We start from the raw sequence: 23096 nt of genomic DNA, 5'->3' as shown, positions 1-23096 counted from the left end.
ACACCGCCCTGTGCGCGTCTGCGTCGTCTCCGAGTTCTACCCGCACGCGTCCGACCCCGTCCTCGGCGTCTGGGCGCACCGTCAGGCCGTCGCCGCCCAGGAGGCGGGCGCGGAGGTCCACGTTCTCGTCCTCTACCGGCCGATCCCGCCGCTCTCGACCGCGAGAAGGGACATCGCGCGCGAGACGCTCCGCCTGCTCCGCCAGCCCCGCCACGCGACGATCGACGGCATCCCCGTCACCTACGTGCGCTTCGTCTCCCCGCCGCGCCCGCGCAGCTACGGCTCGTGGGGCACCTGGGCCGCCCGCCCGCTCGCCCGCGCGCTGAAGCAGCACCGCAGGCGGCACCCCTTCGACGTCATCCACGCCCACAACGCCGTCCCCGCCGGCGAGGCCGTGCGCCGCGCCGGGCTCACCGACGTGCCGCTCGTCGTCTCCGTCCACGGCGGCGACGTCTTCCACACCGCGATCCACTACGAGGCCGGCGCCGCCGCGGTCCGCAGCACCTTCGCGCAAGCCGACCTCGTGATCGCCAACTCCGCCGGCATCGCCCGCGACGCGCGCAAGCTCGGCGCGGTCGCCCCGCGCGTCATCCGGCTCGGGACCGACATCCCCAAGACCGCCGGGACCCGCCCGGCGGACCCGACGCTCGTCACCGTGGCCCACCTCGTCGGCCGCAAGCGCCACGCGGACGTCCTGCGCGCGATGTGGGTCCTCCGCCGCCGGATGCCCCGCCTGCGCTACGTCATCGTCGGGGACGGGCCGGAGCGCGAGCGCCTCCGCACACTCGCGCGCGAGCTCGGGCTGGAGGACCGCGTCGAGCTCACCGGCCAGCTCCCGCACGCCGAGGCCGTCGCCCGCGCCCGCGCCTCGCACCTCTTCGTCATGCCGTCGCTCGACGAGGCCTTCGGCGTCGCGTACGTCGAGGCGATGGCCGCCGGCGTACCCGCCATCGGCTGCCTCGGCGAGCCCGGGCCGCAGGAGATCGCCGCGGCGGGCGACGGCATCATGCTCGTCCCGCCGGGGGACCCCGAGGCGCTCGCCGACACGATCGAGACCGAGCTCTCCGACCCGCGCGAGCACGCCGTCCGCGCCGCGCGCGCCCGCGCCACCGTCACCGCGCACTTCACCTGGGACCGCTGCGGCGCGCAGACCGTCCACGCCTACCGCGAGGCGATCGAGCGCCACGCCGACCGCCGTCCATGACGGACGCGCGCCCCATCCTCTTCGTCACGAACCTCGTCGCCCCCGACCGGGTCGGCGCCTTCGCGGAGCTGCACGCGCGCGTCCCGATCGAGCTCGCGCTCTTCGGCGGCCGCTCGCACCACGCGACGGCGGCCGTCGACGACCCCCCGGTGCCCCATCGGCACGTCACCCAGAACGAGATCTTCGCCCTCGCCGGCAGCGGCGACTTCCGCGCCGTCGTCGCCGGGACCGCGGGACGCACCGCGCTCCCCGCCGCCTTCCTCGGGGCGGCCCGGGCGCGCACCCCCTTCGTCCTCTGGTCCGCGCTGTGGGCCCACGCCCGGAGCCCCGCGCACATCGCCGCGCGCCCGCTCATGAGCGCGATCTACCGGCGCGCCGCGCACGTCGTCACCTACGGCGAGCACGTGAGCGCCTTCGCCCGGGCCCAGGGCGCCCGGCGGACGACGATCGCGCCGCAGGCGGTCGACAACGCCTTCTGGTCCGCGCCGCCCGGACCCGGGACAGCGCCGCCGCGCCAATTGTCAGGCGGCACACCGTCATTCGCGGTGATGTTCGCCGGGCGTCCCGCGAGGGCAAAAGGCCTGTGGGAGCTTCTCGATGCCTGGCGTGCCTCCGGGCTCGATACCGCGCCCGCCGCGCTCTTACTCGCCGGCGTCCCCCCGGAACAGATCCCCGGGGGCGTCGGCGGCGCGGTACACGCCCTGGGTCACCTCGACGCGCTGTCACTCCGCAACTTCCTGCATCACTCCAGCGTCTTGGTCGTACCTTCGGTCCCCACCCGCACCTTCCGGGAGCCGTGGGGCCTGATCGCGAACGAAGCCATGAACCAGCGCCTGCCCATCATCGCCACGGACGCCGTGGGTGCCGCCGCCGGCGGCCTCGTGCGCCACGAGCGCAACGGCCTCGTGGTCCCGCATTCGGACCCCGCCGCCCTCGCGGCGGCGCTCGTCCGCCTGCACGAGGACCCGGCGCTGTGCTCGGCCCTCGGCGCGCACGCTGCCCGCGACGTCGCGCCGTACACCCACGCCGCGTGGGCGGACGCCTTCGCGGGCGTGCTGACGAGCCCCAGCGGCACCCGGACCCCACCGACGGAGGTGTTAGCGTGAAGACGTTGCGCACGACGAGGACCTCGTCCCCCCGAGCCCGCCAGACCCGCAGCCGCGTGCGCTCCTGCCTCGCCGTCGCCGTCCTCACGGCGAGCGTCGCGGCCCCGACGGCGGCGTTCGCGAGCGGCTCGGCCGTCATCTCCGACTGCGCCACCGACGGCAAGCTCGACAAGAAATACAGCGCCGCCGACTACGCGAACGCGCTGAAGCACATCCCGACGGACGTCGACGAGTACACCAACTGCCGAGACGTCATCCGGCGCGGGCAGCTCGGCCTCGGTGGCTCGAGCGGTTCCGGCGGGACCGGCGGCGGCACGGGCGCTGCCGCGGGTGGGCCCGCCGCCGGCACGACCGGCACCCCCGGCGGCGGCGCGGCCACCGGCAACGGGCTCAACGCCTACGACCAGGCGCTCGCGACCGCGAGTCCGCAGGAGCGCGCGTCCGTCGGACAGGTGGCGCAGAAGCCGCCGGCGGCGTTCGAGGTCGGGGGCCGCCAGGTGCGCGCCGACTCGCTGAGCCACGGCGACCTGTCGTCGCTGAACTCCCTGCCGACGCCGCTCGTCGTCGTGCTCGTCCTCCTCGGTCTCGGCGCGATCGCCGCTGCCGTCTCCCCGGTCAGGACCTTTGTCCGCACCCGCGTACAACGCACCGCCTAGGTCCGCGCGGCGGCCCCCGCGGGTCGCCGCCTGGCCGGTCGCGACGATCGGCCGCCCGACGCCGGACCTGCTCTTCGCCGGCGCGCTCGCGCTCCTGCTGAGCGCGGTGACGTTCGAGGGCGGCGGCGGCCTGAGCCTCGGCCCGACGACCAGGGTCGAGATGGGCCTGCAGATCCTCGGTGGCCTCGTCGGCGCCGCGGCACTGCTGCTGACGGGCGCGCGGCGCCTGCACGGCGGGCTGTCGCTCGCGCTCTTCGGCGTGCTGACCGCCGTGACGATCGCCTCGATCGGCTGGGCCGTGCAGCCCCACGACGCGTGGCTCGAGAGCGCGCGCACGCTCGCCTACCTCGCGACGTTCGCGTCCGGCATCGCGCTCGTCCGCCTCGCGCCGCAACGCTGGGCGGCGGTCCTGTGGGCCGTGCTCGCCGCGACCGCGATCGTCTCCGGTTACGCGCTGCTGACGAAGATCTTCCCGGCGTGGCTCGCCCCCGACGAGACGTACGCCCGCCTGCGCGAGCCCTTCGGGTACTGGAACGCGATCGGGCTCATGGCCGCGCTCGGCGTCCCCGGCTGCCTGTGGCTCGGCGCCCGCCGGACCGGCCACGCGGCGGTCAACGCGCTGGCGACGCCGCTCCTCGGCCTGCTGCTCGTCGTCGTCCTGCTCGCCTACTCGCGCGGCTCGATCCTGGCGGCGCTCGTCGGGGCGGGCTTCTGGTTCCTCGTCGTGCCGCTGCGGCTGCGCGGCGTCGCCGTCCTCACGCCGGCGCTGCTCGGGGCCGCCGTCGTCAGCGGCTGGGCCTTCCAGAAGGACGCGCTGAGCAAGGACCGCGTCCCGCTCGACCTGCGCACGACGGCGGGTCACGAGTTCGGCGTCGCGCTCGTGATGCTCGTCCTCGTGCTCGGGGCGGCGGCGCTGGCGATCGGGTTCTTCCGCTCGCGGCAGGCGCCGACCCTGCTCGCGCGCCGCCGCTTCGCGATCGTCTGCTTCGTCGTCCTCGCGCTCGTCCCCGTCGCCTTCGCCGCGAAGCTCGCCGGCTCCCAGCGCGGCCTCGGCGGCTCGATCTCGCACACGTGGACGCAGCTGACGGACCCGAACGCCGTCACCCCCGCGAACGACCCCGGGCGCCTGACCGCCGTCGGCTCGGTGCGTGCGACGTACTTCGACCAGGCGATCAAGATCTACAAGGCGCGGCCCCTGTACGGCGCGGGCGCGGGCGGCTTCGCGACGGCGCGCCAGCGGTTCCGCAAGGACGGCTACGAGGTCCGCCACGCCCACGGCTACCTCTTCCAGACGGCCGCCGACCTCGGCCTGCTCGGGCTGCTCGCCAGCTTCGCGCTCATGATCGCGTGGTTCGTCACCGCCGCCCGCACGACGGGCCTGACCCCGGCCCGCTGGCGCCAGGAACCGTTCGGCCCCGAGCGGGTCGGGCTGCTCACGCTCACCTCGATCGTCCTCGTCTTCGGGGTGCACTCGGCGGTGGACTGGACGTGGTTCGTCCCCGGCGACGCCGTCGTCGCCCTGCTCTGCGCGGGGTGGGTCGCCGGGCGGGGGGACCACCGCCTCGCGCTCGTCGGCGACGGCGTCGCCGGCGCCGGCGCCGCGCAGGCGCCGTGGCGCGAGCGCCTGCAGGCCGGCCTGCGCAGCCGGGTCGCCGCCGGGGCGGCGGCCGCGACCGTCGTCCTCGCCCTCGCCTTCGCGTGGTCGACGTGGCAGCCGCTGCGCTCGGTGGCGGCCGGCAACGAGTCGCTCGCGCTCCTCGGCCAGAACAAGCTCGACGAGGCGCGGGCGGCCGCCGTGAAGGCACACGACCGCGACCCGCTGTCGATCGACCCGCTCCTCGACCTGTCCGCCGTCGAGAGCGCCGCGAAGAACCCGACGGCGGCCCGCGCGGCGCTCGAGCGCGCCGTGAACCTGCAGCCGCAGAACGCCACGAGCTGGCTCACGCTCGCCGAGTTCGACCTCGCGCACGGCGGCGCGCATCAGGCGCTGAAGGAGCTCGGGCCCGCGCTCTACCTCGACCCGCGGTCCACGGAGGGTGTGACACTGTTCCTCGAGGCGAGCCGCCAGGCCCCCGCCCCCGCGGCGACGGGTGCGTCCACCGCCAAGAAGTCGTCCGCCGCCGCAACTCCGTGACCCTTCGCGGGTCCCGGACTCACCACCCCTCTCGTATGCCTGCACGCTCTCAGCTCCTGAAGAACGCCGCGACCTGTCTCGTCGCGCTGACCGCCGCCCTGGGCGTCGCCGCGCCCGCGGCCCACGCCGACTCGAACCTCGAGTCGATGTTCCAGGACGACAACCAGCTCATCTTCAACACCCCCGACGGCACGCGGTCGGCGATGGACACGCTCCAGCTGCTCGGCGTGGACCGCATCCGCGTCAGCGTCTTCTGGAAGCAGATCGCGCCCGATCCGGACGCGCCGACGATGCCGGCGTTCGACGCGAGCAACCCCGCCGCCTATTCGCAGGCCGCGTGGGACAAGTACGACCAGATCGTGAAGCTCGCGCAGGAGCGGCACATCGCGGTGAACTTCAACGTCACCTCGCCCGCGCCGAACTGGGCGACCGGCACCCCCGACCGCCCGGAGCTCGACAAGACGTTCGACCCGAACCGCAAGGAGTTCGGGGACTTCGTGCACGCGCTCGGCGTCCGCTACGACGGCAACTACCTCGTCGGCGGCGTCGCGCTGCCGAAGGTCCGCTACTGGTCGATCTGGAACGAGCCGAACCAGGGCGGGTGGCTCACCCCGCAGTGGAGCCGCGACCCGCGCGGCAAGAACGCCTGGGTCGAGACGTCCCCGATCATCTACCGCGGCCTCGTCGACAACGCGTGGACCGCGCTGCAGAGCACCGGGCACGCCGGCGACACGATCCTCATCGGCGATACCGCCCCCAAGGGCCTGAACGTCAAGGGCGAGTCGCGGCCGATCGCGGCGCTGCGCTTCCTGCGCCAGCTCTACTGCCTCGACGACCACCTGCAGGCCTACAAGGGCACCTCCGCCCAGATCCGCAGCTGCCCGGTCGGGCCCAACGCGCTGGCGGACTTCCCGGCCCAGCACCCGGCGCTCTTCCAGGCCACGGGCTACGCGACCCACCCGTACGAGCTCTTCTTCAGCCCGCACACCCGCCCCACCGGCACCGACGCGGTGACGATCGCGAACCTCGACGACATGGAGCGCATCCTCCGCCGCATCTACCAGCGCTACCGCCAGCCGCTGCCGAAGAAGGGCAAGGACGTCCCGCTCTACCTCACCGAGTTCGGCTACCAGACCGACCCGCCCGACCCCACGGGCGTCACGCCCGGCCAGCAGGCCGCGTACGACAACGAGGCCGAGTACCGGGCGTACAGGTCGCGCTACGTGAAGACGCTCTCCCAGTTCCTGCTCGTCGACGACAAGCCCGTGCCGGGGAAGGACCCCTTCGGCTCGACCTTCCAGACCGGGCTCATGACCGCCGCCGGCGTGAAGAAGCCCTCGTACGCCGCGTACGCGATGGCGATCTACCTGCCCAAGCGCGTCGTGGGGAAGTCCCGTCGCCTGCAGATCTGGGGCACGCCGCGGGTCGCGCCGGCGGGCAAGGCCGTACGCGTGACGGTGGAGTACCGGACGAAGAAGGGGAAGAAGTACCGCCGCCTCGGCTCGCTGAAGACCAAGGGCAGGCGCCACTACATCCTCCACACCATCGGCGTGCCGGGCAGCGGTGCGGTGCGGCTGGCGTGGAAGGACGCGACCGGGCACGTGTGGCGGTCGCGGTCGGTGGCGTTCTCCGTCAGGCGGTAGGCCCGGACGTCGGCGGTACCGCGACCTGCGAGGGCTCGTCGCGGTGCACCAGCTCCGGCGGCAGCGGCCCAGGCCCACCCGCATCGACCGCCCGCCGGAGCAGTTGCTCGTACTGATCCGTCACGGCCGCCCACGAGTAGCGCTTCGCCCGCTCGCGGGCCTTCAGCCGCAGCTCGGCGACGAGCTCGGGCTCGGCCAGCAGCCGCTCGAGCTGCGCCGTCAGCGACGGCACGCCCTCCTTCCCGCTGAACGTCAGGCCCGCGTCCCCCACCGTCTCGACGTTCGGCGCGTGGTCGTTCACGAGGACGGCGTTCCCCGAGGCGAGCGCCTCGAGGATCACGGGGTGCGTGCCGCCCACCTCGGTCGGGGCGCAGAAGACGTAGGCGTGCTTCTGCAGCTCCCAGTAGCCCTGCCCGAAGATGTAGCCCGGGAAGAGGACACGCGGGTCGCCCTTGCGGCGGACCTGGCGGATGTACTCGTCGGCGTAGGGCGCGCCGCCGACGATGACGAGCTTCATGCCCTTGGCCTTCGCCTCGGGGATGCGCGCGAAGGCGTCCACGAGCAGGTGCGGGTTGTTCTCGGGCTCGAGGCGCCCGACGAAGAGGATGTACTTGTCGGGCTCGAGGCCGAGGCGGTCGAGGGTCTCGGTGCCCTCGTAGCCCGGGTCCTCGACGCCGTAGGGGACGACCCCGATCCGCCGGCCGTAGCGCTCGGCGAAGATCTCGGCGACGGCGTGGCTGTCGGTGATCGCGGTGTCCGCCCAGCGCGGCGACTGACGCTCGGCGAAGCGCAGGTACCCCTTCGCGATCGCGGGCCACTTCGAGCGGTCGCTGTCGAGGCCGTCGACGTTGATGACCGTCGGGATGCCGGCGGCGCGTGTGATGAGACACATCGGCGAGTTGCCGGCGATGAAGAAGAGCGCGACGTCGGGCTTGAGCGTGCGCGCCGCGTGCACCGCCGAGAGGAACGTGTGCGTGAAGGTGTCCAGGTACTTGTTGCGGACCGTCGGGATGTGGACGAGGCGCGCGCCCTTCCACTCCTTCAGCCGCCGGTCGACGACGTGCGGGCGGCAGTAGACGATGACCTCGTGCCCCTTGGCGGTGAGCCGGCTCGCGAGCTGCTCGGCCGCCGTCTCGAACCCGCTGTACGAGGCGGGGATGCCGCGCGTCCCGAGAATGGCCACGCGCAGGGGGCGGACCGGGGGGCCGGGTGGCGACGACGCAGGGGTGCAGGCGCCGTCGGCAGGGGTGGGACCGTCAGCCATCGAGCGCGAGGTTATAGGCCTGCACGTGGGCACGCGCGGCCCGTGCCCAGCTGAACTCCGCGGCGTGACGGCGCCCGCGCTCCGACATGTCGCGGCGGAGGGCCGCATCCCCCGCGACGCGGTCCAGCACGTGGGCGAGGTCGTTCGCGTCGTGGGGGTTCGCGTAGAGCGCCGCGTCGCCGCACGTCTCGACGAGCCCGGGTGACCGCGCGGCGATGACCGGGACCCCCGCGGCCATCGCCTCCAGCGCCGTCAGGCCGAAGCCCTCGAAGAGGCTCGGCAGGACGAGCGCGACCGCGTCGGCCAGCAGCGTGGCGAGCGCCTCGGGTTCGGGCCGGTCGACGAGCCGCACCGCGCGTCCGTGCCCGTCGCGGTCGGCGCTGCCGCTCGCGATGAGCGGGTCGACCGTCCCGGCCAGGACGAGCGGCGGCACGGCCGTCTGCGACATCGCGCGGAGCGCACGATGCGCCTCGAGCAGCAGGGGCAGATTCTTACGCGGCTCGTCATCCCCGATGTAGAGGAAGTGGGCCGCCCCCGGCCGCGGGCGGCTCGTGTCGACCTCCTGCCCCGGCCCGTGGCGGGCGACGACGATCCGCTCCTCGGGCACGCCCCACCGCGCGCGGACGTCGAGCGCCGTCGTCCGCGAGACGCAGATGACCGCCTCCGCATGGCGGGCGGCGGCGCGGTGCGTCACCGACGCGAAGCGGCGGAAGACCGGATCGAAGCACTCCGGCACCCGCTCGAACGCGAGGTCGTGCACGGTCACGACCTGCGGCACCGGCGCGACCGGGCAGCGTGCCGGGAGCGGATGGTGGATGAGGTCGGCTCGCGCGGCGCGCGCCCGCCGCGGCAGCTCGACGCTCGTCCACCACGTGTCGACGCCGAGGTTCAGCCCGCTGCGCCAGCCCCCGCCGGCCGGCGCGCGGCGGGCCTCGTTCTGCGCCTCGACGACCTCGACGCCGAGCCTCGGGAGCTCGTCGAGCAGCCGGGCGAGGTAGACGCCGGTGCCGGTCGGGCCGCGGAGGGCGAAGGTCGTGTCGACGAGGACGCGCATCGTTCAGGATCCCGGAGGCTATTGGCACTAGGCTGACCCGCGGTGCCCTCCTTCGTCGTCGCCATCCTCGCCGCCGCGGGGACCACCGACCGGGACCGGGTCACCGATCTGCTGCAGGCGCTCGCCGCGCACGAGCCCGCCGCCCGCGACGTGCTCGTCGTCGACGACGAGGGCGGCCGCGACCCGGCGCCGCGAACCTGGCCCGCCCCGGCCGGCCTCACCGTCCACGTCGTCCCGAACCCACGTCGCGGCCGGGGCATCCCGACGCTCGGCGCGACGACGGCCGGGACACTCGCCGCCCTGGCCTGGTGCGCGGCCCACCGCCCCGGTGCCTGGGTCCTGCGCCTCGACGCGGACGCGCTCGTCATCGGCCCGTTCGCGACCCGGATCGAGGACGCGCTGCAGCCGGCCGACGGCCTCCTCGGCTCCTGCCACCGCACGTGCAACGGCGACGTGCGGGACGTCCGCGCCATCGGCGCCGAGGTCGCCCGCCACCGCCGGCCCGTCTGGGCCTGGCGCCGCCCGCCGCGCCGCCCCTGGTGGGTCCGGCCCGCCGACCCGCGCATCCGCGGCGTGCTCGACGCCGCGGCCGCCCGTGGCTACGTCCCCGGCGAGCACTGCATCGCCGCGGGCTGCGTCGTCTCCGCGCCGCTCATCGCCACGCTCGAGGCCCGCGGCTGGCTCGCCGACCCGTCGCGGTGGCTGCAGGCCCGCCTCGGCGACGACATGGTGCTCGGCGCGATGACGCGCGCCTGCGGCTTCGGCCTGCGCGACCTGCCGGCGGTCTTCGGGCTGTCCCATCGCGGGCTCCCGGACCGGCCGCCCGCGCTGAAGGCGCGCGGGTTCGCCATCATCCACAGCGTGAAGAACGACCCGGTCGCGCCGGAGGAGGAGATCCGCGCGTTCTTCGCCGCCGCGCGCGGGGACGTGGCGGCGAGGCACGACGTGGAGCCGGTGCGCTGAATGCGGCTGCTCGGCGTGCATCCGGTCGATCACCCCGGCGGTGCCGAGGTGGGCTTCCTGCGGCTGTCGCAGCGCCTGCGCGACCGCGGCTGGGACGTGACGATGAGCACGCCGGGCGACGACGGTCCGCTCACCGAGGAGGGCTTCCGGCACGTGAAGCTCGACGTCGGCGGGCTCGGCGCCGGCGAGGGCGCGCGGGCGGTCGCCGCGTGGCCGCGAGCGCTGCGCCTCGCCCGCGAGCACGACGTCGTCTACCTCAACTCGACGGTCTGCGGACGGCTCCTTCCGGCGCTCCGCCATCACCACACGGTCCTCCACGTGCACGACATCGTCGACCGGGTCCCGCGGCACTGGCACCACGCGAAGGTCGTCCTCGCCGACTCGCAGGCGGTCGCCGACCGGCTCGACGGCCTGCACGCCCACGTCGTCCACTGCCCGGTCGAGCTCGACCCGCCGCCGGCGATCGCGCCGTGGCCCGAGCTCATGCACGGGACGAACGGCAGCGCGGTCCCCGCCGGGCCGATCGTCGGCTTCGTCGGGCGCATCGAGCCGCGCAAGGGCGTGATGGACCTCATCCGCGCGGCGCCCGCGCTGCGCGAGGCGCTGCCCGGCGTGCGCATCATCGTCATGGGCGACGACCCGTACGACAGCGATCCGGGCTACCTCGAGGAGGTCCGCGCCGCGACGAGCGTCGAGCACCTGCCCTGGGTCGCGAACGCGCCGGGCGTCATGCGGCACCTCGACGTGCTCGTCGCCCCGTCGCACCAGGAGCCGTTCGGCACGGTGCTCAGTGAGGCGATGGCGGTCGGCACCCCCGTCGTGGCGACGCGGGTCGGGGGCCTCGCCGAGGTCGTCGAGGACGGCGTGACCGGCGTGCTCGTCGACCCGGGCTCACCGGACCAGCTCGCGGCCGGCGTCCTGCGCGTGCTGGGCGACCGGGCGGCGATGAGCGCGGCCGCCCGGGTGGCCGCGCGACGCTTCGGGGCCGACGCGTACGCCGACCGGGTCGAGGCGCTGATCCGTCCGTGAGGGAGTCCGAGGTCACGGCGCCGGTCACCGAGGAGCACCAGCTCCGCGACGACCGCGCGCGGCGCCGGCGCGAGCGCCGCGCCAGCCGTGCCGCGCACCCTGACGGGCTGCGGATCGGCTTCGACAGCCGGGCGGCGAGCGACCCCCGCGGGATCGGGCGCTACGTCCGCAGCCTGCTCCCGGCGCTCCGCGAGACCGCGGCGCCCGGGGACGAGATCGTCGAGGGGCACCGCCCGCGGGGCGTCGACGTCTACCACTCGCCGTGGATCGACGGGGCCGCCGTCCGCTCGTCGGTGCCGCAGGTCGTGACGCTGCACGACCTCGTGCCGCTCAAGCGCCGCGCCGAGTACCTGCGCACCGGGGTGCGGTTCCGCCTGCGGTACGCGGCGGTCGCCCGCGCGCAGCGGGTCATCGTGCCCACGCAGGCGGTCGCCGTCGATGCCGTCGAGCAGCTCGGCATCCCGGAGGAGCGCATCGTCGTCATCTCCGAGGCGCCGGTCGCGGCGATGTACCCGCGGCCCCTCGGCGAGGTCGCGACCGTGCGTGCGCGCTACAAGCTGCCCGGGAGCTACCTCGTCTGGGTCGGCGGCATGGAGCATCCCGACCCGCGCAAGCGCGTCGCTGCGCTGGCCGACACGCCGCGCGATGTCCCCCTGGTGCTCGTCGGGCCGGCGAAGGAGTGGGCGAAGGAGCTCGGCACGCGCGAGGGCATCACGGTCACCGGCCACGTGACCGACGACGAGCTCGCCGCGATCTACACGGGGGCACGGGCCCTGGTGTTCCCGTCCGACGACGAGGGCTTCGGCCTGCCGACGGTCGAGGCGCTGGCGTGTGGGACGCCGGTGGTGGCGTGCGACGTGCCCGCGCTGCGGGAGGTGCTGGGGGACCGGGCGACGTTCGTGGCGCAGGACGACCTGGCGGGGCTCGTCGCCGCCGGTTCGGTCGCGACGCGTCCGGCGCCGGCACCCCCGGCGTTCACGTGGCTCGATGCCGCGCGTGAGACGTGGGCGGTCTACCGGGCGGCCGCGGGGAAAGCCTGACCGTCGTCTGAACGACGTGCGGCCGGATGTCAGGTCTCGCACGCCGACGCCGTAGGCTCGCCATATGCGCGCAACACCCCGAACGCGCCACCCCGTCAGCGGCACGACACTCCGCCTCCTCACGCCGTTCTTCCGCCACTCGCTCACTCGCGACGCGTGGGTCCTCCGCGGGATCGGGAACCACGCCGGGCCGGTGCTCGTGCGCCGTCGCCCACCGGTCGCGCACCGGACCGTCGCGAAGCCCTCCGGCCAGGTCGACCCCCGGTAGCGGCGCCTACGGCCGGTGCTTGGCCGCCCGTCCCCGCGCGATCGCCACCGCCCCCTCCGCGGTGACGACGAACAGCGCGGCGACGTCGTCGATGAGCTGCTCGCGCGTGAGCGCGAGGCGTCCGTCGAGCCAGGCGAGCAGCAGCTCGGTCATGCCGCCCACGAGAAGCGCGGCGGCGACGTCGGCGATCGGGTCGGTCTCGGTTCCCTCGCCGTAGTACCCGCGGCCGAAGGTCGCGAGGATGCCCCACATCTCGTGCATCGCGTCGAGGCGGCGCCGGGCGAGCGCCTCGTTGCCGAGCGCCTCGGCGAAGAGGACCCGGGCGATCCGCGGGTCGTCGGTGACGTGGGTGATGAACGTGCCGATGGCCGCCCGTGCGGCCGCCGCGGCGTCGCCGGCGGGCGCGTCCGCCGCGGCGGCCAGGAGCGCGCGCGACGTATCGAGCGCGACCTCGTCGAAGAGCGCGATCACGAGCGCGTCGAGGTCGGCGAACGACTCGTAGAAGTAGCGCGGGTTGAGCTTTGCGTGGGCGCAGACCGACCGGACGGTCGTCCCCGCCCAGCCCTCGGTGCCGAGCAGCTCGAGCGCCGTGCCGAGCAGCCGGGCGCGGCGCTCGGCCTTGCGCTCGGCGGCACTGGAGCCGGCGTAGCGGCCGGTGGGCGCGGTGGTCACCGGCCCATTCTCGCAGGTCTGGCAACGGGCGTTGCCGAGTGCTACCGTGCCATGAGGTAACAGCCGTTGCCTGTTCTCCCCCGTTCCGAGGAGCACCGATGGACCGCACACCGCACGAGCAGGCCGGCCGTTTTCGCGACGTCGACGCCGCGCGCGAGACCTACGGGCGGGACCTCGTCGACCGGGTCGTCGCCGGGTGCTTCGAGGCGGACCCGGCGGCGGACGCGCTGGTGACCGCGTTCCGCCGGCTCCCCGGCGGTTCGGGCTGGCGCCTGCTGGACCAGGCGCTCACGCACGGGACCGCGGCGCTCCCGGACGACGCCCCGGCCGAGCTCGCCGCCGTCCTCGATCCGGCCTGCACGCTTCCCAGCTGGGTCGACCCCGAGCGCCTGCACCGCGGCGCGGTCGCGTACTGGCGGCCGGGCGCCGGAGCGCTGTCGCTCTCGCTGACCTGCGGGGCGCTCGCGTACGGCTACCAGAGCGCGAGCCTCTCGCGGCCCCTCGCGGCCACCGGGCGCCTGGAGAAGATGGTCCCGCGGCGCATCGCCGAGACGGCCCGCTGGGTGCTCGCCGTCACCACGCCGGGCGGCATGCTGCCCGGCGCCGAGGGGCACGCGAGCTCGCTCCGCGTCCGGCTCGTCCACGCGCTCGTGCGGCGCCACCTCCTCGAGGCGGGCGGTTGGGACGTCGCCGACTGGGGCGTCCCGATCAGCGCGAGCGACGCCGCCTCGACGGCGATGGGCGGCTTCCTCACGATCCACCTGGACGCGATGCACGACCTCGGCGTCCACTACTCGCGTGAGGAGCTCGAGGACATGACCCACCTCTGGGCGTGGATCGCGACCGTCATGGGCGTGCCGGCCGCGCTCGCCCCGTCCGGCTACGCGGAGGCGCGTCGCCAGGTCCGGGCCGCCCTCGCGATCGACAGCGGACCGAACGAGGACGGGCCCCGTCTCATGCGCGCGCTCCTCGACCGGCCCGCGCCGATCATCCAGATCCTCCCGTCGCCCGTCCGCGGCCCGGCGACCGCCGCCAACACGCACCTCATGGTCGGCTTCACGCGACGCTGGATGGGCGACGAGATGGCCGACACCCTCGGCGTCGGGCACTCGCCGCTCACCCACGCGGCCGTCCTCGTGCGACCGGTGTCGGTGGCCCGTGGGCTCGTCATGCGGACGGGACTGCTCGGCGGCGGCGAACGGGTCGGGACGGTGGAGCGGGCGCTCGTGCGGAGGGTGCTGGCGCAGGGGCGGGCACCGGAGGTGCCGCTGGGGCCCGAGGAGGCCGACGCCGAGCCCGCGCTCGCCGCGTGACTACGCCGCTGCCCGCACGCCGAATCCGATCCGCCGTTCTCCGACCCGCCGCGCCTGCACCGCCCCCCGCCGCCGCCGCGCCCCGCCTCGCAACTCCCAGGCCTCCCGGTAGCCCCCGAGCAGGCACCGCTCGCGCAGCAACACGTGCCCGAGCGCCAGCACCTCGTAGCCCAGCACCCACGGCAGGTCCCGCAGCAGGCTGCCGGCGGTGTCGTTCTTGAGCATCATCAGGTAGCGGTTGCGGAACTGGAGCCGGCGGTGGGCCTCGCTCACGGACTTGCGGGTCGTCGGCGAGTAGAAGCGCTGATGCCAGCCCACCGCGGCGGGCTCGTAGAACGCCCTCCAGCCCAGCACCTGCGCACGCCACGCAAGGTCGACGTCCGACGCCCAGAGCGCCATGTCCTCGTCGAAGACCTCGCCGTCGACGGCGCAGCGATCGAGGACCTCACGGCGGTAGAGGACGCAGGCGCCGTCGCCGCCGAAGACCTCGCGTCCGATCGCGTAGCGGGAGGCGGGCTCGCCGTGGCCGACGAGGCCGTTCTTGCGCCGGCGGTCGACGAACATCCCGACCGTGTCGATGACGTCGAGGCGGTCGGCGACCTCGGGGCCCGTGGCGCGGATGAGCTTGGGGGCGACGGAGCCGATCCCGGGCTGCGCGAGCCGCGGCAGCGCGGCGGCGAGAAACCCGTCGTCGATGACGCAGTCGGCGTTGAGCAGGAGGACGACACTCGGCCGGTCCTCTCCCGCGCCGTCCACCCCGACCGCGCGCAGCCCCACGTTCATCGCCGCGGCGTACGACAGCCGCTCGCCCGTCGCGACGGCCTCGACCCCGAGCGACGCGCAGAGCGCCACCGTCCCATCGCTGCACGCGTTGTCGATGACGACGACCCGCGCGTCCGGCTGGGCCAGCGCGGCGGGCAGGCAGGACTGCAGCAGCGGGGCCTCGTCGACGCTCAGCACGAGGATGACGGTCGACGCGCTCACGGCAGCAGCTCCCGGTAGACGTCGGCGGTCGCGGCCGCGCTCGCGTCCCACGAGAAGGTCGCGGCCCGCGCGCGTCCCAGGACCGCGAGCTCCGCCGACCGCGCCGGCGCGACCGCGCGCAGGACCGCCGCCGCGATCGCTTCGGCGTCGAGCGGGTCGAACGCCTCGCACGCGTCGCCGGCGACCTCGGGCAGCGCGGTCGCATCCGCGATCGCGACCGGCACCCCACGCGCCATCGCCTCGGCGACGACAAGGCCGAACCCCTCGTACAGCGACGCGTGCACGACGCAGGCGGCCCCGCGCATCGTGGCGTCGAGCGACGCGTCGTCCAGGTAGCCCGTCACGACGAGGCCGGGCGGCAGCGGCGACCCGGCGGCCAGGCCGAGCGCCCCGACGTCCCCCTGGCCCGCGATGACGAGCCGGCCGGCGAACTCCCCGGACGCCCGCAGCGCCGACCACGCCGCCACGACCCGCGCAAGGTTCTTCTTCGCCCGCAGGTCGCCGACGCAGAGCAGGTACGGCGTCCCGTCCCCGGCGGCAACGGCCGGCAGCGGCGCGTCCCCGAACGGCAGCGACGGCGCGTTCGGGATCACCCGGACCTTCGCGGACGGCACCCCGTACCGCACCGCCAGGTCGTCCGCCGTCGCCTGCGACACGGCGATCACCCGGTCGGCGCTGCGCACCGCCCGCGGCGTGATCCACCGGTACTTCGTCCCGGTACGCCGCGAGAAGTCGTCCGGGAACGCCTCGAAGGCCAGGTCGTGGACGGTCACCACACCGGCCCCGCGCCGGACCAGCGGCAGGAAGCAGTTCGGTGCGTGGACGACCCGTGCGCCGGACCGCAGCGCGACGAGCGGCAACGCGACCTGCTCCGCCAGCACCTGCGGTCCGGGCAGCACACCGCGATACACCGTAACGAGGTCTTTCGGGAGCCGCTCCGCGAGCTCGTGCGCGTACCGGCCCCACCCCCGGAGGGGGGCGGCATACCCGTCCCGGGCATCCAGTACAACTGGCGGCGGATTCGACATTGCGCGCACAGGTTACGTGCGCCATAGTCCGCGGTTCCGGTCGGGGTACCGAGGGCCAAGGGGCAGGGAGTAGGAAGATGTCAGTCATCGACGACGCAGCCGGATTCACGACGACCCGTGCCACCGCCCATGAGGGCGGCACGTCAAAGATCTTCGACATCCCGATCGACCTCGGCCGGCCGGCCGACCTGCTCGAGCGGATCACGAGCTGGGCCGGCGAGCGACGCGGTGCGCGGCGGGTCATGTACGTCAACGCACACGTGCTGAACCAGTCGCAGGAGAACCCGGAGCTGCACGACGCGCTCGTGAACGCCGACCTCGTGTACTGCGACGGATACGGCGTCCGCCTCGCCGCGAAGGCGATGGAGGCGGAGGTCCCCCACCGCATGACCGGCGCCGACTGGGTCTGGGGCCTGTCCTCGCTCTGCGAGACCGCCGAGCTCTCGATCTACCTGCTCGGGTCGGACCCCGGCGTCGCCGCCGAGGCCGCCGAGCGCCTGCACCGCTGGTACCCGCGGCTGCGCATCGCGGGCACGCACCACGGCTACTTCGAGCTCGGCTCCGAGCACGACCAGCGCGTCGTCGAGGACATCAACGCGCGCCGCCCCGACATCGTCCTCGTGGGCATGGGCTCGCCGAAGCAGGAGCAGTGGGTGCAGCGTCACGCCGACGAGCTCGACACCGATGTCCTGTGGACCGTGGGCGCCCTTTTCGACTACGTCTCCGGACGCGTGCCGCGCGCACCGGCCTGGTTGGCGGACAATGGCCTCGAATGGATCTTCCGACTCGCGATCGAACCGAACCGAATGTGGCGGCGGTACCTCCTCGGGAACCCCGTCTTCGTCAGTCGGGTGATGGCCCAGGCCCGCGGCCACCGGCACGCGGCGCACGGCTGACCGCCTGGGCGTCACGGCGGCGTGAGCCGCTCCTCGCCGTCCTCGCGGCGTTCCTCGCGATCAAGCTCGCGAAGAACGCGGGCGTCGTCGGCACCCAGGCCCTGCCCGAGCTGACGCGCGCCGCCGCGGCGACGCTCGGCCTCTTCCTCGTCACCGGCTTCGGGGTGACGCGGCTGCTGCTGCCCTCGCGGCTGCGGCGGTACGAGCTGCTGTGGGTCGCGCCCGTAGGCGCCTGCACGACCGCGCTGTCGATGACGGTCCTCGGCTTCGCGGCCGTCCCCTACAGGGCGAACCTCGCCCTCGTGATCGCCCTCGGCGCGGTGCTGAGCGCCTACGCCCTCCGCCGTGCCCGGCCGGTCATCGGTGAGCCGGACGCCGAGTCCGCCGCGCCCGGCGACACCGATCCCCGCCCCCGCGCCGCGGTGCGTCGCGCGGCCTGGCCGGCGTACATCGCCGTCCTGCTCATCGCCGTCGCGCTCATCCCGCTCTTCCGCGCGGGCTTTGCGACCGTCGAGGGCCAGGGGCAGGACGCCCACCTGGCCGTCGGCACCGCGATCTTCCTCAAGAGCCACTACCCGACGAGCTCGGCGATCCAGGAGCCGGTCGACCGCGTGCCGCTGGTCTGGCGATCCAAGCAGCCGATCTACTACACGCTCGCGGCCGCCTCGTCCCTCTCCGGGCTCAAGGTGTGGGAGACGATCTCGACGGTCGCCGCGATCCTGCTCGCGATGGCCGCGGTGGGCTTCTTCCTCTTCGCGCGGGAGCTGCTCAGAGCCCCGCTGTGGGCGGCGGTTGCGGCGATGGCGTACGTCGGCCTCGACCGCATGGTCCTCCATACGGTCATGCACCCGTACTTCAACCAGACGTGGGGCTTCTTCGGCCTGTCGTTCGCGTGCGTGCTCTCGTGGTGGGCGGTGAAGGAGCGGACGAAGGGCGGCCTCGTCCTGCTGGCGATGTTCCTGGCGATCCTGACGTTCGCCTACCCGCTCGCCGCGCCGATCCCGCTGCTGCCGCTCGCCGTCGTGCTGTGGCCCGAGGTGAAGGCCCGCCGGCCGAAGGACCTCTGGAAGGGCCCGCGGTCGCTGCTGTGGATGGTGCCGGCGGCGTTCGTCGTCCTGATGGCCTTCTCGGTCCCGCCGCTGAAGGGCGTCAGCGAGAAGATGTCGACCGCGGCGTCGGTCGTGCTCAACCCGAACCACACCCTCGCGAACTGGGGCGGTGACCTGAAGGGCTACTTCGCCGAGCCGCAGTTCCTCGGGCTGAACAACTTCGCGGGCCTCGCGGTCTTCGCGCTGCCGATGGCGTACGCGGCGTGGCTGACGCTGCGCTCGCTCGACCGGCCGCTGCGCCGCGGCCTCGTCGCGCTGCTCATCTTCACCGCCGCCTTCACGCTGTGGTTCCGGGCGCGGCAGTACGGCTACTACTTCCACTTCAAGCTGCTCGCGTTCGTCGGGCCGCTCATCCTCGCGCTCGTCGCCGCGGGCGCGGCGAAGGTCAGGCCGCTGCGCGCCGGCATCATCGGGGCGGTGCTGCTCGGGACGATGGCGATGAGCGCCGCCGCGCACGAGATCGGCTCGACCTTCGACGAGCTGCCGAAGACCGTCCTGCAGCTCCAGGCCATCGACCGCGCACTGCCGCCCGGCCACTCGATCCGCCTCGACGTCGACCCGCAGGAGCAGAACTGGACGGCGTTCATGCTCCACGGGCAGCCGCTCTGCTCACAGCACCCGCTGCTGGGGACGAACTACCCGCACGTGCAGACCTCGCGCAAGGCCGAGTACATCCTCACGCCGAAGGACGCACCGCGGCCGGCGGACGCCATCGGGGCGCCCGTGCAGCGGATCGACGCCTACACGCTCTACCGCGAGAACCCGCGCACGCCGGGCGTCGACCACTGCTCGCAGGCGATGGTCGAGACGGTGACCAAACAGGTGTTCGGCGGGGCGTAGGCGCCCCTACGCCGGCCGCGTGAACGTCAGGCGCGCGACCTGATCGCCCTTGGCCGCGCCTCGCAGCGGGCGGTGCTTGACGACCTCGCCACCGGGAGCCTCGACGAAGCCGGCGGTCGTCGCCCAGCCCCGGAGCAGCGCGAGGTTCGGGATCCACCAGGTGAACTGCGAGCCCTCGGCCGGCGGGCGGAACTCGGCGACGGGGAGCTTGCGATGGGTCCGGCTGAGCTGGACCGAGTAGGCCTCGATCATGAGCAGCGTCCCGCCGGGCGCGAGCGTGTGGAACATCCGCTCGAGCGCCCCCGTGGGGTCGCGGAGGTGCTGGAGGATCGTCCCGCAGAGGACGAGGTCGACCGGGCCGTCGGTCCACTCGGGCCGCAGGTCGTAGATGTTGCCCTCGACCCGCTTGACGGATGAACCGAGCGCCTCGTGGGCGAGCTTGAAGCCGGACCCCCACTCGAGGCCGCTCGCCTGGCTCGCCTTGAGGTTCGCCTCGCGGGTGTTCGGCGGCCAGTCGGCCTGGGTGCCGTCCGGGAGGTCGAGCGCGAAGACCTCGTCGGCGCCGCAGGCCTCCATCGAGAAGGCCCAGAAGCCGTCGAACGTGCCGACGTCGAGGCAGCGCTTGCCCTGCAGCGAGACCGGAAGCGCCTCGGGCGCGAACCGCCGCAGGTCGCAGTAGCCGGGCGTGACGATCCCCCCGGGGAGGTCCAGCGCGTGGTACCAGCCCGGGTGATCGGCCACCCGCTGCTCGAGATCGTCCATGGGCGGAAGGTATCTGGAAGGGTCGCCGGGCGGCCTCGCGGCCTGCCCTACCGCCGCAGCGCGGCGGTGTGCTCGAGCAGCGCCCGCAGCGCCGCGGCGGTGCTGTCGTGCCCGTAGTGGCCGAGGCGCTCGCGGCCCCGCTCGCGCAGCGACGCCCGCAGCTCGGCGTCCTCCACCGCCAGCGTGACGAGCTCCGCCACGACGGCGAGGTCGCGGTCGTCGGTGAGCAGCGCGGCGGTCGCGGCCACCTCGGGGATGCCGCCGGACGGCCGGCTCACGACCGGCGTGCCGACGTGGAAGGCCTCCAGCAGCGGGATGCAGAAGCCCTCGTGCTCGGAGAGGCAGACGAAGACGTCGGCGTCCGCGTAGGCCTGCCCGAGCTCGCGCGGCGTCAGGCCGTGGCGGAACTCGACCGCACCGGGGACGAGGTCGTCCGCCAGCGCCTTCAGCGCGTCGAGGTAGACGTCGGTCATCGGCTCGCCGACGAGGACGAGGCGTGCGTCGGGGAGGCGGTGCGCGCGCAGCAGCGCGAGCAGCCGGATGAGCTCGTCCTGACGCTTGTGCGGCGCGATGCGCCCGACGAAGAGCAGTGTCGGCTGCGCTCCGCCGGCGCGGCGGGTGGCGTCCCCGGCGGCGAGCGCGCCGAGCGACGCGGCAGGCCCGAGCGGGGCCGGGTCGAAGAGGATCGGGACGACCCGGTCGGAGCCCAGCTCCTGGGCGTTGTACAGCGAGACGCCCGCGACGACGTCCGCCTTCTCCGCGTACTCGGGCAGCTGCCGGCGGCCGAGCGCGCACTGCACCGCGATGCCGGCCTCGTAATCCCAGAACCAGCGCGCCGGCGTGACGTTGTGACTCAGCAGGACCTTGCGCTGCGGCGCCTCGATGATCGTCCGCAGCCGCGGCGCGTAGGCCGAGTAGTGGATGAGCAGCAGGTCGTCGGGGCCGGCGTCGAGCGTCTTCAGCGGATGGATCTCGCCGGCGACGCGCGGGTCGATGTGCCAGGCGACGTCGGTGCCCTGCCACCCCCACTCGCCGAACAGGCGGCGGAAGACGCGCGCCTGCGAGGTCACGGCGTCGACGGGGCCCGCGCCCGAGAGGATCTGGTGGACGATCACGCGCGTGCCGGGCCGTCGGTCGCGCCCGCAGCGCCCGGGGCGCCCGGGGCGCGATCCTCCGTCCGCACGGCGGTCTCGCCGCCGACCCTCCGCCGCAGCGACGCGTTCTCCCACTCGAGGTCGCGCACCTGGTCCTCGAGCTCGGTGAGCCGGACGAGGAGGTGGAGGTTGTAGCGCGCCTGGAGCATCGTCAGCTGGTTGAAGTGCTGCTGCAGCCCGCGGAGGAGGAGCTTCTTCAGCCACGTGATCGGTGCGCCGAAGCGGCGGGTCGAGCGCATGTAGCTCTCGTCGGGCTCGATGACCGCCCACTCCATGAGCTGCTCGACCGAGACGCGGTCGGTCGGCGCGATCGCGAAGCCGCTGAGGTCGAGGTCGTACTCGCCGCGGGCCTTCGCGGCGGTGGCGGCCTCGCGCGCGGCGGGCACGGCGTCCTCGGGGCGCATCACGGCCCGCCCGCCTCGGCGATCGACGCCGGCGTCGGCGTGTTCATCTGCCGGTGGTAGTACTCCATGCCCTCGGCGGACGGCCCGTCGAAGACGACGTGGCCGCCGTCGAGGACGACGACCCGCTCGCAGGTCCGCTCGATGAGGGCCGCATCGTGGGAGACGAGGACGAGCGTCGCGCCCTTCTCGACCTGGCCGGCGATGCGCGCCTCGCACTTGCGCTGGAAGGCCTCGTCGCCGACGGCCAGCACCTCGTCGATGAGCAGCACGTCGGCGTCCAGGTGCGCGGCGATCGCGAACCCGAGCCGGACGTACATGCCGCTGGAGTACGTCTTGACGGGCACGTCGATGAAGTCACCGAGCTCGGAGAAGGCGATGATGTCGTCGAGCTTCTCCTCGATCTGGGCCTTGCTCAAGCCGTGGAGCGCGCCGCCGAGGAGGATGTTCTCGCGGCCGGAGAAGTCGCGGCCGAAGCCCGCGCCGAGCTCGAGCAGCGAGACGATGCGCCCGCCGATGTCGACGCTCCCGGAGTCGAGCGGGACGATCCCCGCGAGGACCTTCAGCGTCGAGGACTTGCCGGCCCCGTTGCGTCCGACGATCCCGACCGTCTGCCCCGGCGGGATGTGGAGCGTGACGTCGGCGAGCGCCTGGATCGGCGCGGGCCCGTCCGAGCGCCGCCGCAGCAGCAGCTCCTTCAGCGTCCCCCCGCGGTCGGCGCGGATCGAGAACGCGCGCGACGCGTGGTCGAGGACGATCTCGCCGGGCTGCAGGGTCTTTGCCGCGCTCATACGATGACCGCCAGCTCCGACTGCAGCCGGCCGAACAGCGTCCGTCCGATCGCGAGCGCGGCGGCCGCGATGAGGACGACGTACGCGAGCCCCGCGACGCTCGGGGCGTGGCCGTCGTAGACGACCCGGCGGATCGCCTCGATGAACGGGGCGACCGGGTTGACCCACTCCATGACGAACTTCGCGGTCGCCTTGTCGGTGATGTCGCCGGGCGCGAAGAAGATCGGCGAGACGAAGAACCACGGCAGCAGCGCGGCGCTGAGGATCGGCGCGACGTCGCGGAAGTGCGCGTGCAGGACGGCGACGGCGAGGCTCAGCCCGAGGACGAAGACGTAGAGCGCGGCGAGCACGACCGGCAGCAGCACGAGCCACACGGAGAACGAGCCGCGGAAGACGAGCGTCACGACCGCGACGAGCCCGAGGACGACGAGGAACGTGACCATCTGGACGGTGACGACCGCGGCGGGGATCGTCTCGCGCGGGAACGGCGCCTTGCGGATGAGCGCGCCCTGGTCCAGCAGCGACGGCGCGGCGCTCATCAGCGCCTGGCTGAAGAAGATCCACACGACGAGCCCGACCATGAGGAACAGCGGGTAGTCGGCGTGCTTGGTCTGCGTGAAGACGACGCCGAACATGAAGTAGTAGGCGCCCGTCAGCACGAGCGGGTTCACGATGTACCACGCCACGCCGAGCGCGGACCCCTGGTACTTCTGCCGCAGCTCCCTCCGGACCATCTGCTCGAAGAGGTAGCGGTAGCGCTTCAGCTCGGCCATCCGCCGCGGATT

Annotated in this window: 22 protein-coding genes; 12 read left to right on the top strand and 10 right to left on the bottom strand. The window is 74.0% G+C overall.

Going from position 1 to position 23096, the window contains the following annotated elements:
• Nucleotides 1-10 precede the first annotated feature (10 nt).
• Genes NBH00_RS02200 through NBH00_RS02180 form a run of 5 tightly spaced genes read left to right on the top strand, consistent with a single transcriptional unit; the run spans nt 11 to nt 6743 of the window.
• On the top strand, nt 11-1204 hold the full coding sequence (locus tag NBH00_RS02200) for a glycosyltransferase (protein ID WP_254571723.1): 1194 nt from the start codon (nt 11-13) through the stop codon (nt 1202-1204).
• A complete protein-coding gene (locus NBH00_RS02195; protein WP_254571722.1) occupies nt 1201-2310 on the top strand; it encodes a glycosyltransferase family 4 protein in 1110 nt (369 codons plus the stop codon). The genes NBH00_RS02200 and NBH00_RS02195 overlap by 4 nt, the downstream gene beginning before the upstream one ends.
• Nucleotides 2307-2966 (top strand): hypothetical protein, encoded by a 660-nt coding sequence (locus NBH00_RS02190; RefSeq protein WP_254571721.1) that lies wholly within the window; start codon nt 2307-2309, stop codon nt 2964-2966. The genes NBH00_RS02195 and NBH00_RS02190 overlap by 4 nt, the downstream gene beginning before the upstream one ends.
• Nucleotides 2935-5100, top strand: coding sequence for a tetratricopeptide repeat protein (locus NBH00_RS02185; protein ID WP_254571720.1), 2166 nt, complete (start codon nt 2935-2937; stop codon nt 5098-5100). Before NBH00_RS02190 ends, NBH00_RS02185 begins: the two co-directional genes overlap by 32 nt.
• A gap of 35 nt (nt 5101-5135) precedes the next feature.
• Nucleotides 5136-6743 (top strand): cellulase family glycosylhydrolase, encoded by a 1608-nt coding sequence (locus NBH00_RS02180; RefSeq protein ID WP_254571719.1) that lies wholly within the window; start codon nt 5136-5138, stop codon nt 6741-6743.
• Here NBH00_RS02180 and NBH00_RS02175 read toward each other — a convergent pair.
• Together NBH00_RS02175 and NBH00_RS02170 are read right to left on the bottom strand one after the other, a co-directional pair.
• A complete protein-coding gene (locus NBH00_RS02175; RefSeq protein ID WP_254571718.1) occupies nt 6733-8007 on the bottom strand; it encodes a glycosyltransferase in 1275 nt (424 codons plus the stop codon). The genes NBH00_RS02180 and NBH00_RS02175 overlap by 11 nt on opposite strands.
• Nucleotides 8000-9061 carry a glycosyltransferase family 4 protein gene (locus NBH00_RS02170; protein ID WP_254571717.1) on the bottom strand — a complete coding sequence of 354 codons (1062 nt, stop codon included), beginning with the start codon at nt 9059-9061 and terminating at the stop codon, nt 8000-8002. The genes NBH00_RS02175 and NBH00_RS02170 overlap by 8 nt, the downstream gene beginning before the upstream one ends.
• 42 nt (nt 9062-9103) lie before the next feature.
• Between NBH00_RS02170 and NBH00_RS02165 the strand changes: the two genes are divergently transcribed.
• The 4 genes from NBH00_RS02165 to NBH00_RS02150 all read left to right on the top strand — a co-directional run bounded on the left by NBH00_RS02165 (nt 9104) and on the right by NBH00_RS02150 (nt 12361).
• Nucleotides 9104-10024: a hypothetical protein gene (locus NBH00_RS02165; RefSeq protein ID WP_254571716.1), complete on the top strand. Its 921-nt coding sequence runs from the start codon at nt 9104-9106 to the stop codon at nt 10022-10024.
• Nucleotides 10025-11053 (top strand): glycosyltransferase family 4 protein, encoded by a 1029-nt coding sequence (locus NBH00_RS02160; protein ID WP_254571715.1) that lies wholly within the window; start codon nt 10025-10027, stop codon nt 11051-11053. It abuts the gene before it with no gap.
• Nucleotides 11050-12093 (top strand): glycosyltransferase family 4 protein, encoded by a 1044-nt coding sequence (locus NBH00_RS02155; protein ID WP_254571714.1) that lies wholly within the window; start codon nt 11050-11052, stop codon nt 12091-12093. Before NBH00_RS02160 ends, NBH00_RS02155 begins: the two co-directional genes overlap by 4 nt.
• Before the next feature lie 64 nt (nt 12094-12157).
• Nucleotides 12158-12361, top strand: coding sequence for a hypothetical protein (locus NBH00_RS02150; protein ID WP_254571713.1), 204 nt, complete (start codon nt 12158-12160; stop codon nt 12359-12361).
• A 6-nt stretch (nt 12362-12367) separates the two neighbouring features.
• Here the strand turns inward: NBH00_RS02150 and NBH00_RS02145 are convergent, their stop codons facing one another.
• On the bottom strand, nt 12368-13033 hold the full coding sequence (locus NBH00_RS02145; protein ID WP_254571712.1) for a TetR/AcrR family transcriptional regulator: 666 nt from the start codon (nt 13031-13033) through the stop codon (nt 12368-12370).
• A 98-nt stretch (nt 13034-13131) separates the two neighbouring features.
• Here NBH00_RS02145 and NBH00_RS02140 point away from each other — a divergent pair, with 98 nt between their 5' ends.
• Nucleotides 13132-14346, top strand: a complete 1215-nt coding sequence (locus NBH00_RS02140; protein WP_254571711.1) for an oxygenase MpaB family protein — start codon at nt 13132-13134, stop codon at nt 14344-14346.
• Here the strand turns inward: NBH00_RS02140 and NBH00_RS02135 are convergent, their stop codons facing one another.
• Nucleotides 14347-15330: a glycosyltransferase family 2 protein gene (locus tag NBH00_RS02135; RefSeq protein WP_254571710.1), complete on the bottom strand. Its 984-nt coding sequence runs from the start codon at nt 15328-15330 to the stop codon at nt 14347-14349.
• Nucleotides 15327-16358: a glycosyltransferase family 4 protein gene (locus NBH00_RS02130; protein WP_302182682.1), complete on the bottom strand. Its 1032-nt coding sequence runs from the start codon at nt 16356-16358 to the stop codon at nt 15327-15329. The genes NBH00_RS02135 and NBH00_RS02130 overlap by 4 nt, the downstream gene beginning before the upstream one ends.
• A 77-nt stretch (nt 16359-16435) precedes the next feature.
• Between NBH00_RS02130 and NBH00_RS02125 the strand changes: the two genes are divergently transcribed.
• Both NBH00_RS02125 and NBH00_RS02120 read left to right on the top strand, forming a co-directional pair.
• Nucleotides 16436-17254 carry a WecB/TagA/CpsF family glycosyltransferase gene (locus tag NBH00_RS02125; protein WP_254571708.1) on the top strand — a complete coding sequence of 273 codons (819 nt, stop codon included), beginning with the start codon at nt 16436-16438 and terminating at the stop codon, nt 17252-17254.
• Nucleotides 17167-19203 (top strand): hypothetical protein, encoded by a 2037-nt coding sequence (locus NBH00_RS02120; RefSeq protein ID WP_254571707.1) that lies wholly within the window; start codon nt 17167-17169, stop codon nt 19201-19203. The genes NBH00_RS02125 and NBH00_RS02120 overlap by 88 nt, the downstream gene beginning before the upstream one ends.
• A gap of 6 nt (nt 19204-19209) precedes the next feature.
• On the opposite strand, the gene NBH00_RS02115 is transcribed toward NBH00_RS02120, so the two are convergent.
• Genes NBH00_RS02115 through NBH00_RS02095 form a run of 5 tightly spaced genes read right to left on the bottom strand, consistent with a single transcriptional unit; the run spans nt 19210 to nt 23084 of the window.
• Nucleotides 19210-19965, bottom strand: coding sequence for a class I SAM-dependent methyltransferase (locus NBH00_RS02115; protein ID WP_254571706.1), 756 nt, complete (start codon nt 19963-19965; stop codon nt 19210-19212).
• A 47-nt stretch (nt 19966-20012) separates the two neighbouring features.
• Nucleotides 20013-21080 carry a glycosyltransferase family 4 protein gene (locus NBH00_RS02110; RefSeq protein WP_254571705.1) on the bottom strand — a complete coding sequence of 356 codons (1068 nt, stop codon included), beginning with the start codon at nt 21078-21080 and terminating at the stop codon, nt 20013-20015.
• A complete protein-coding gene (locus NBH00_RS02105) occupies nt 21077-21526 on the bottom strand; it encodes a hypothetical protein (protein ID WP_254571704.1) in 450 nt (149 codons plus the stop codon). The genes NBH00_RS02110 and NBH00_RS02105 overlap by 4 nt, the downstream gene beginning before the upstream one ends.
• Complete coding sequence (locus NBH00_RS02100) at nt 21523-22311, bottom strand: ABC transporter ATP-binding protein (RefSeq protein WP_254571703.1); 789 nt, start codon at nt 22309-22311, stop codon at nt 21523-21525. Before NBH00_RS02100 ends, NBH00_RS02105 begins: the two co-directional genes overlap by 4 nt.
• Nucleotides 22308-23084, bottom strand: a complete 777-nt coding sequence (locus NBH00_RS02095; RefSeq protein WP_254571702.1) for an ABC transporter permease — start codon at nt 23082-23084, stop codon at nt 22308-22310. The genes NBH00_RS02100 and NBH00_RS02095 overlap by 4 nt, the downstream gene beginning before the upstream one ends.
• Nucleotides 23085-23096 lie beyond the last annotated feature (12 nt).

Origin of the sequence: Paraconexibacter antarcticus, from assembly GCF_024220175.1 — a bacterium.
GTDB classification, from domain to species: Bacteria; Actinomycetota; Thermoleophilia; order Solirubrobacterales; family Solirubrobacteraceae; genus Paraconexibacter; species Paraconexibacter antarcticus.
Note: the sequence above shows the minus strand (reverse complement) of the source record. Positions and strands in the feature narration are given on the sequence as shown.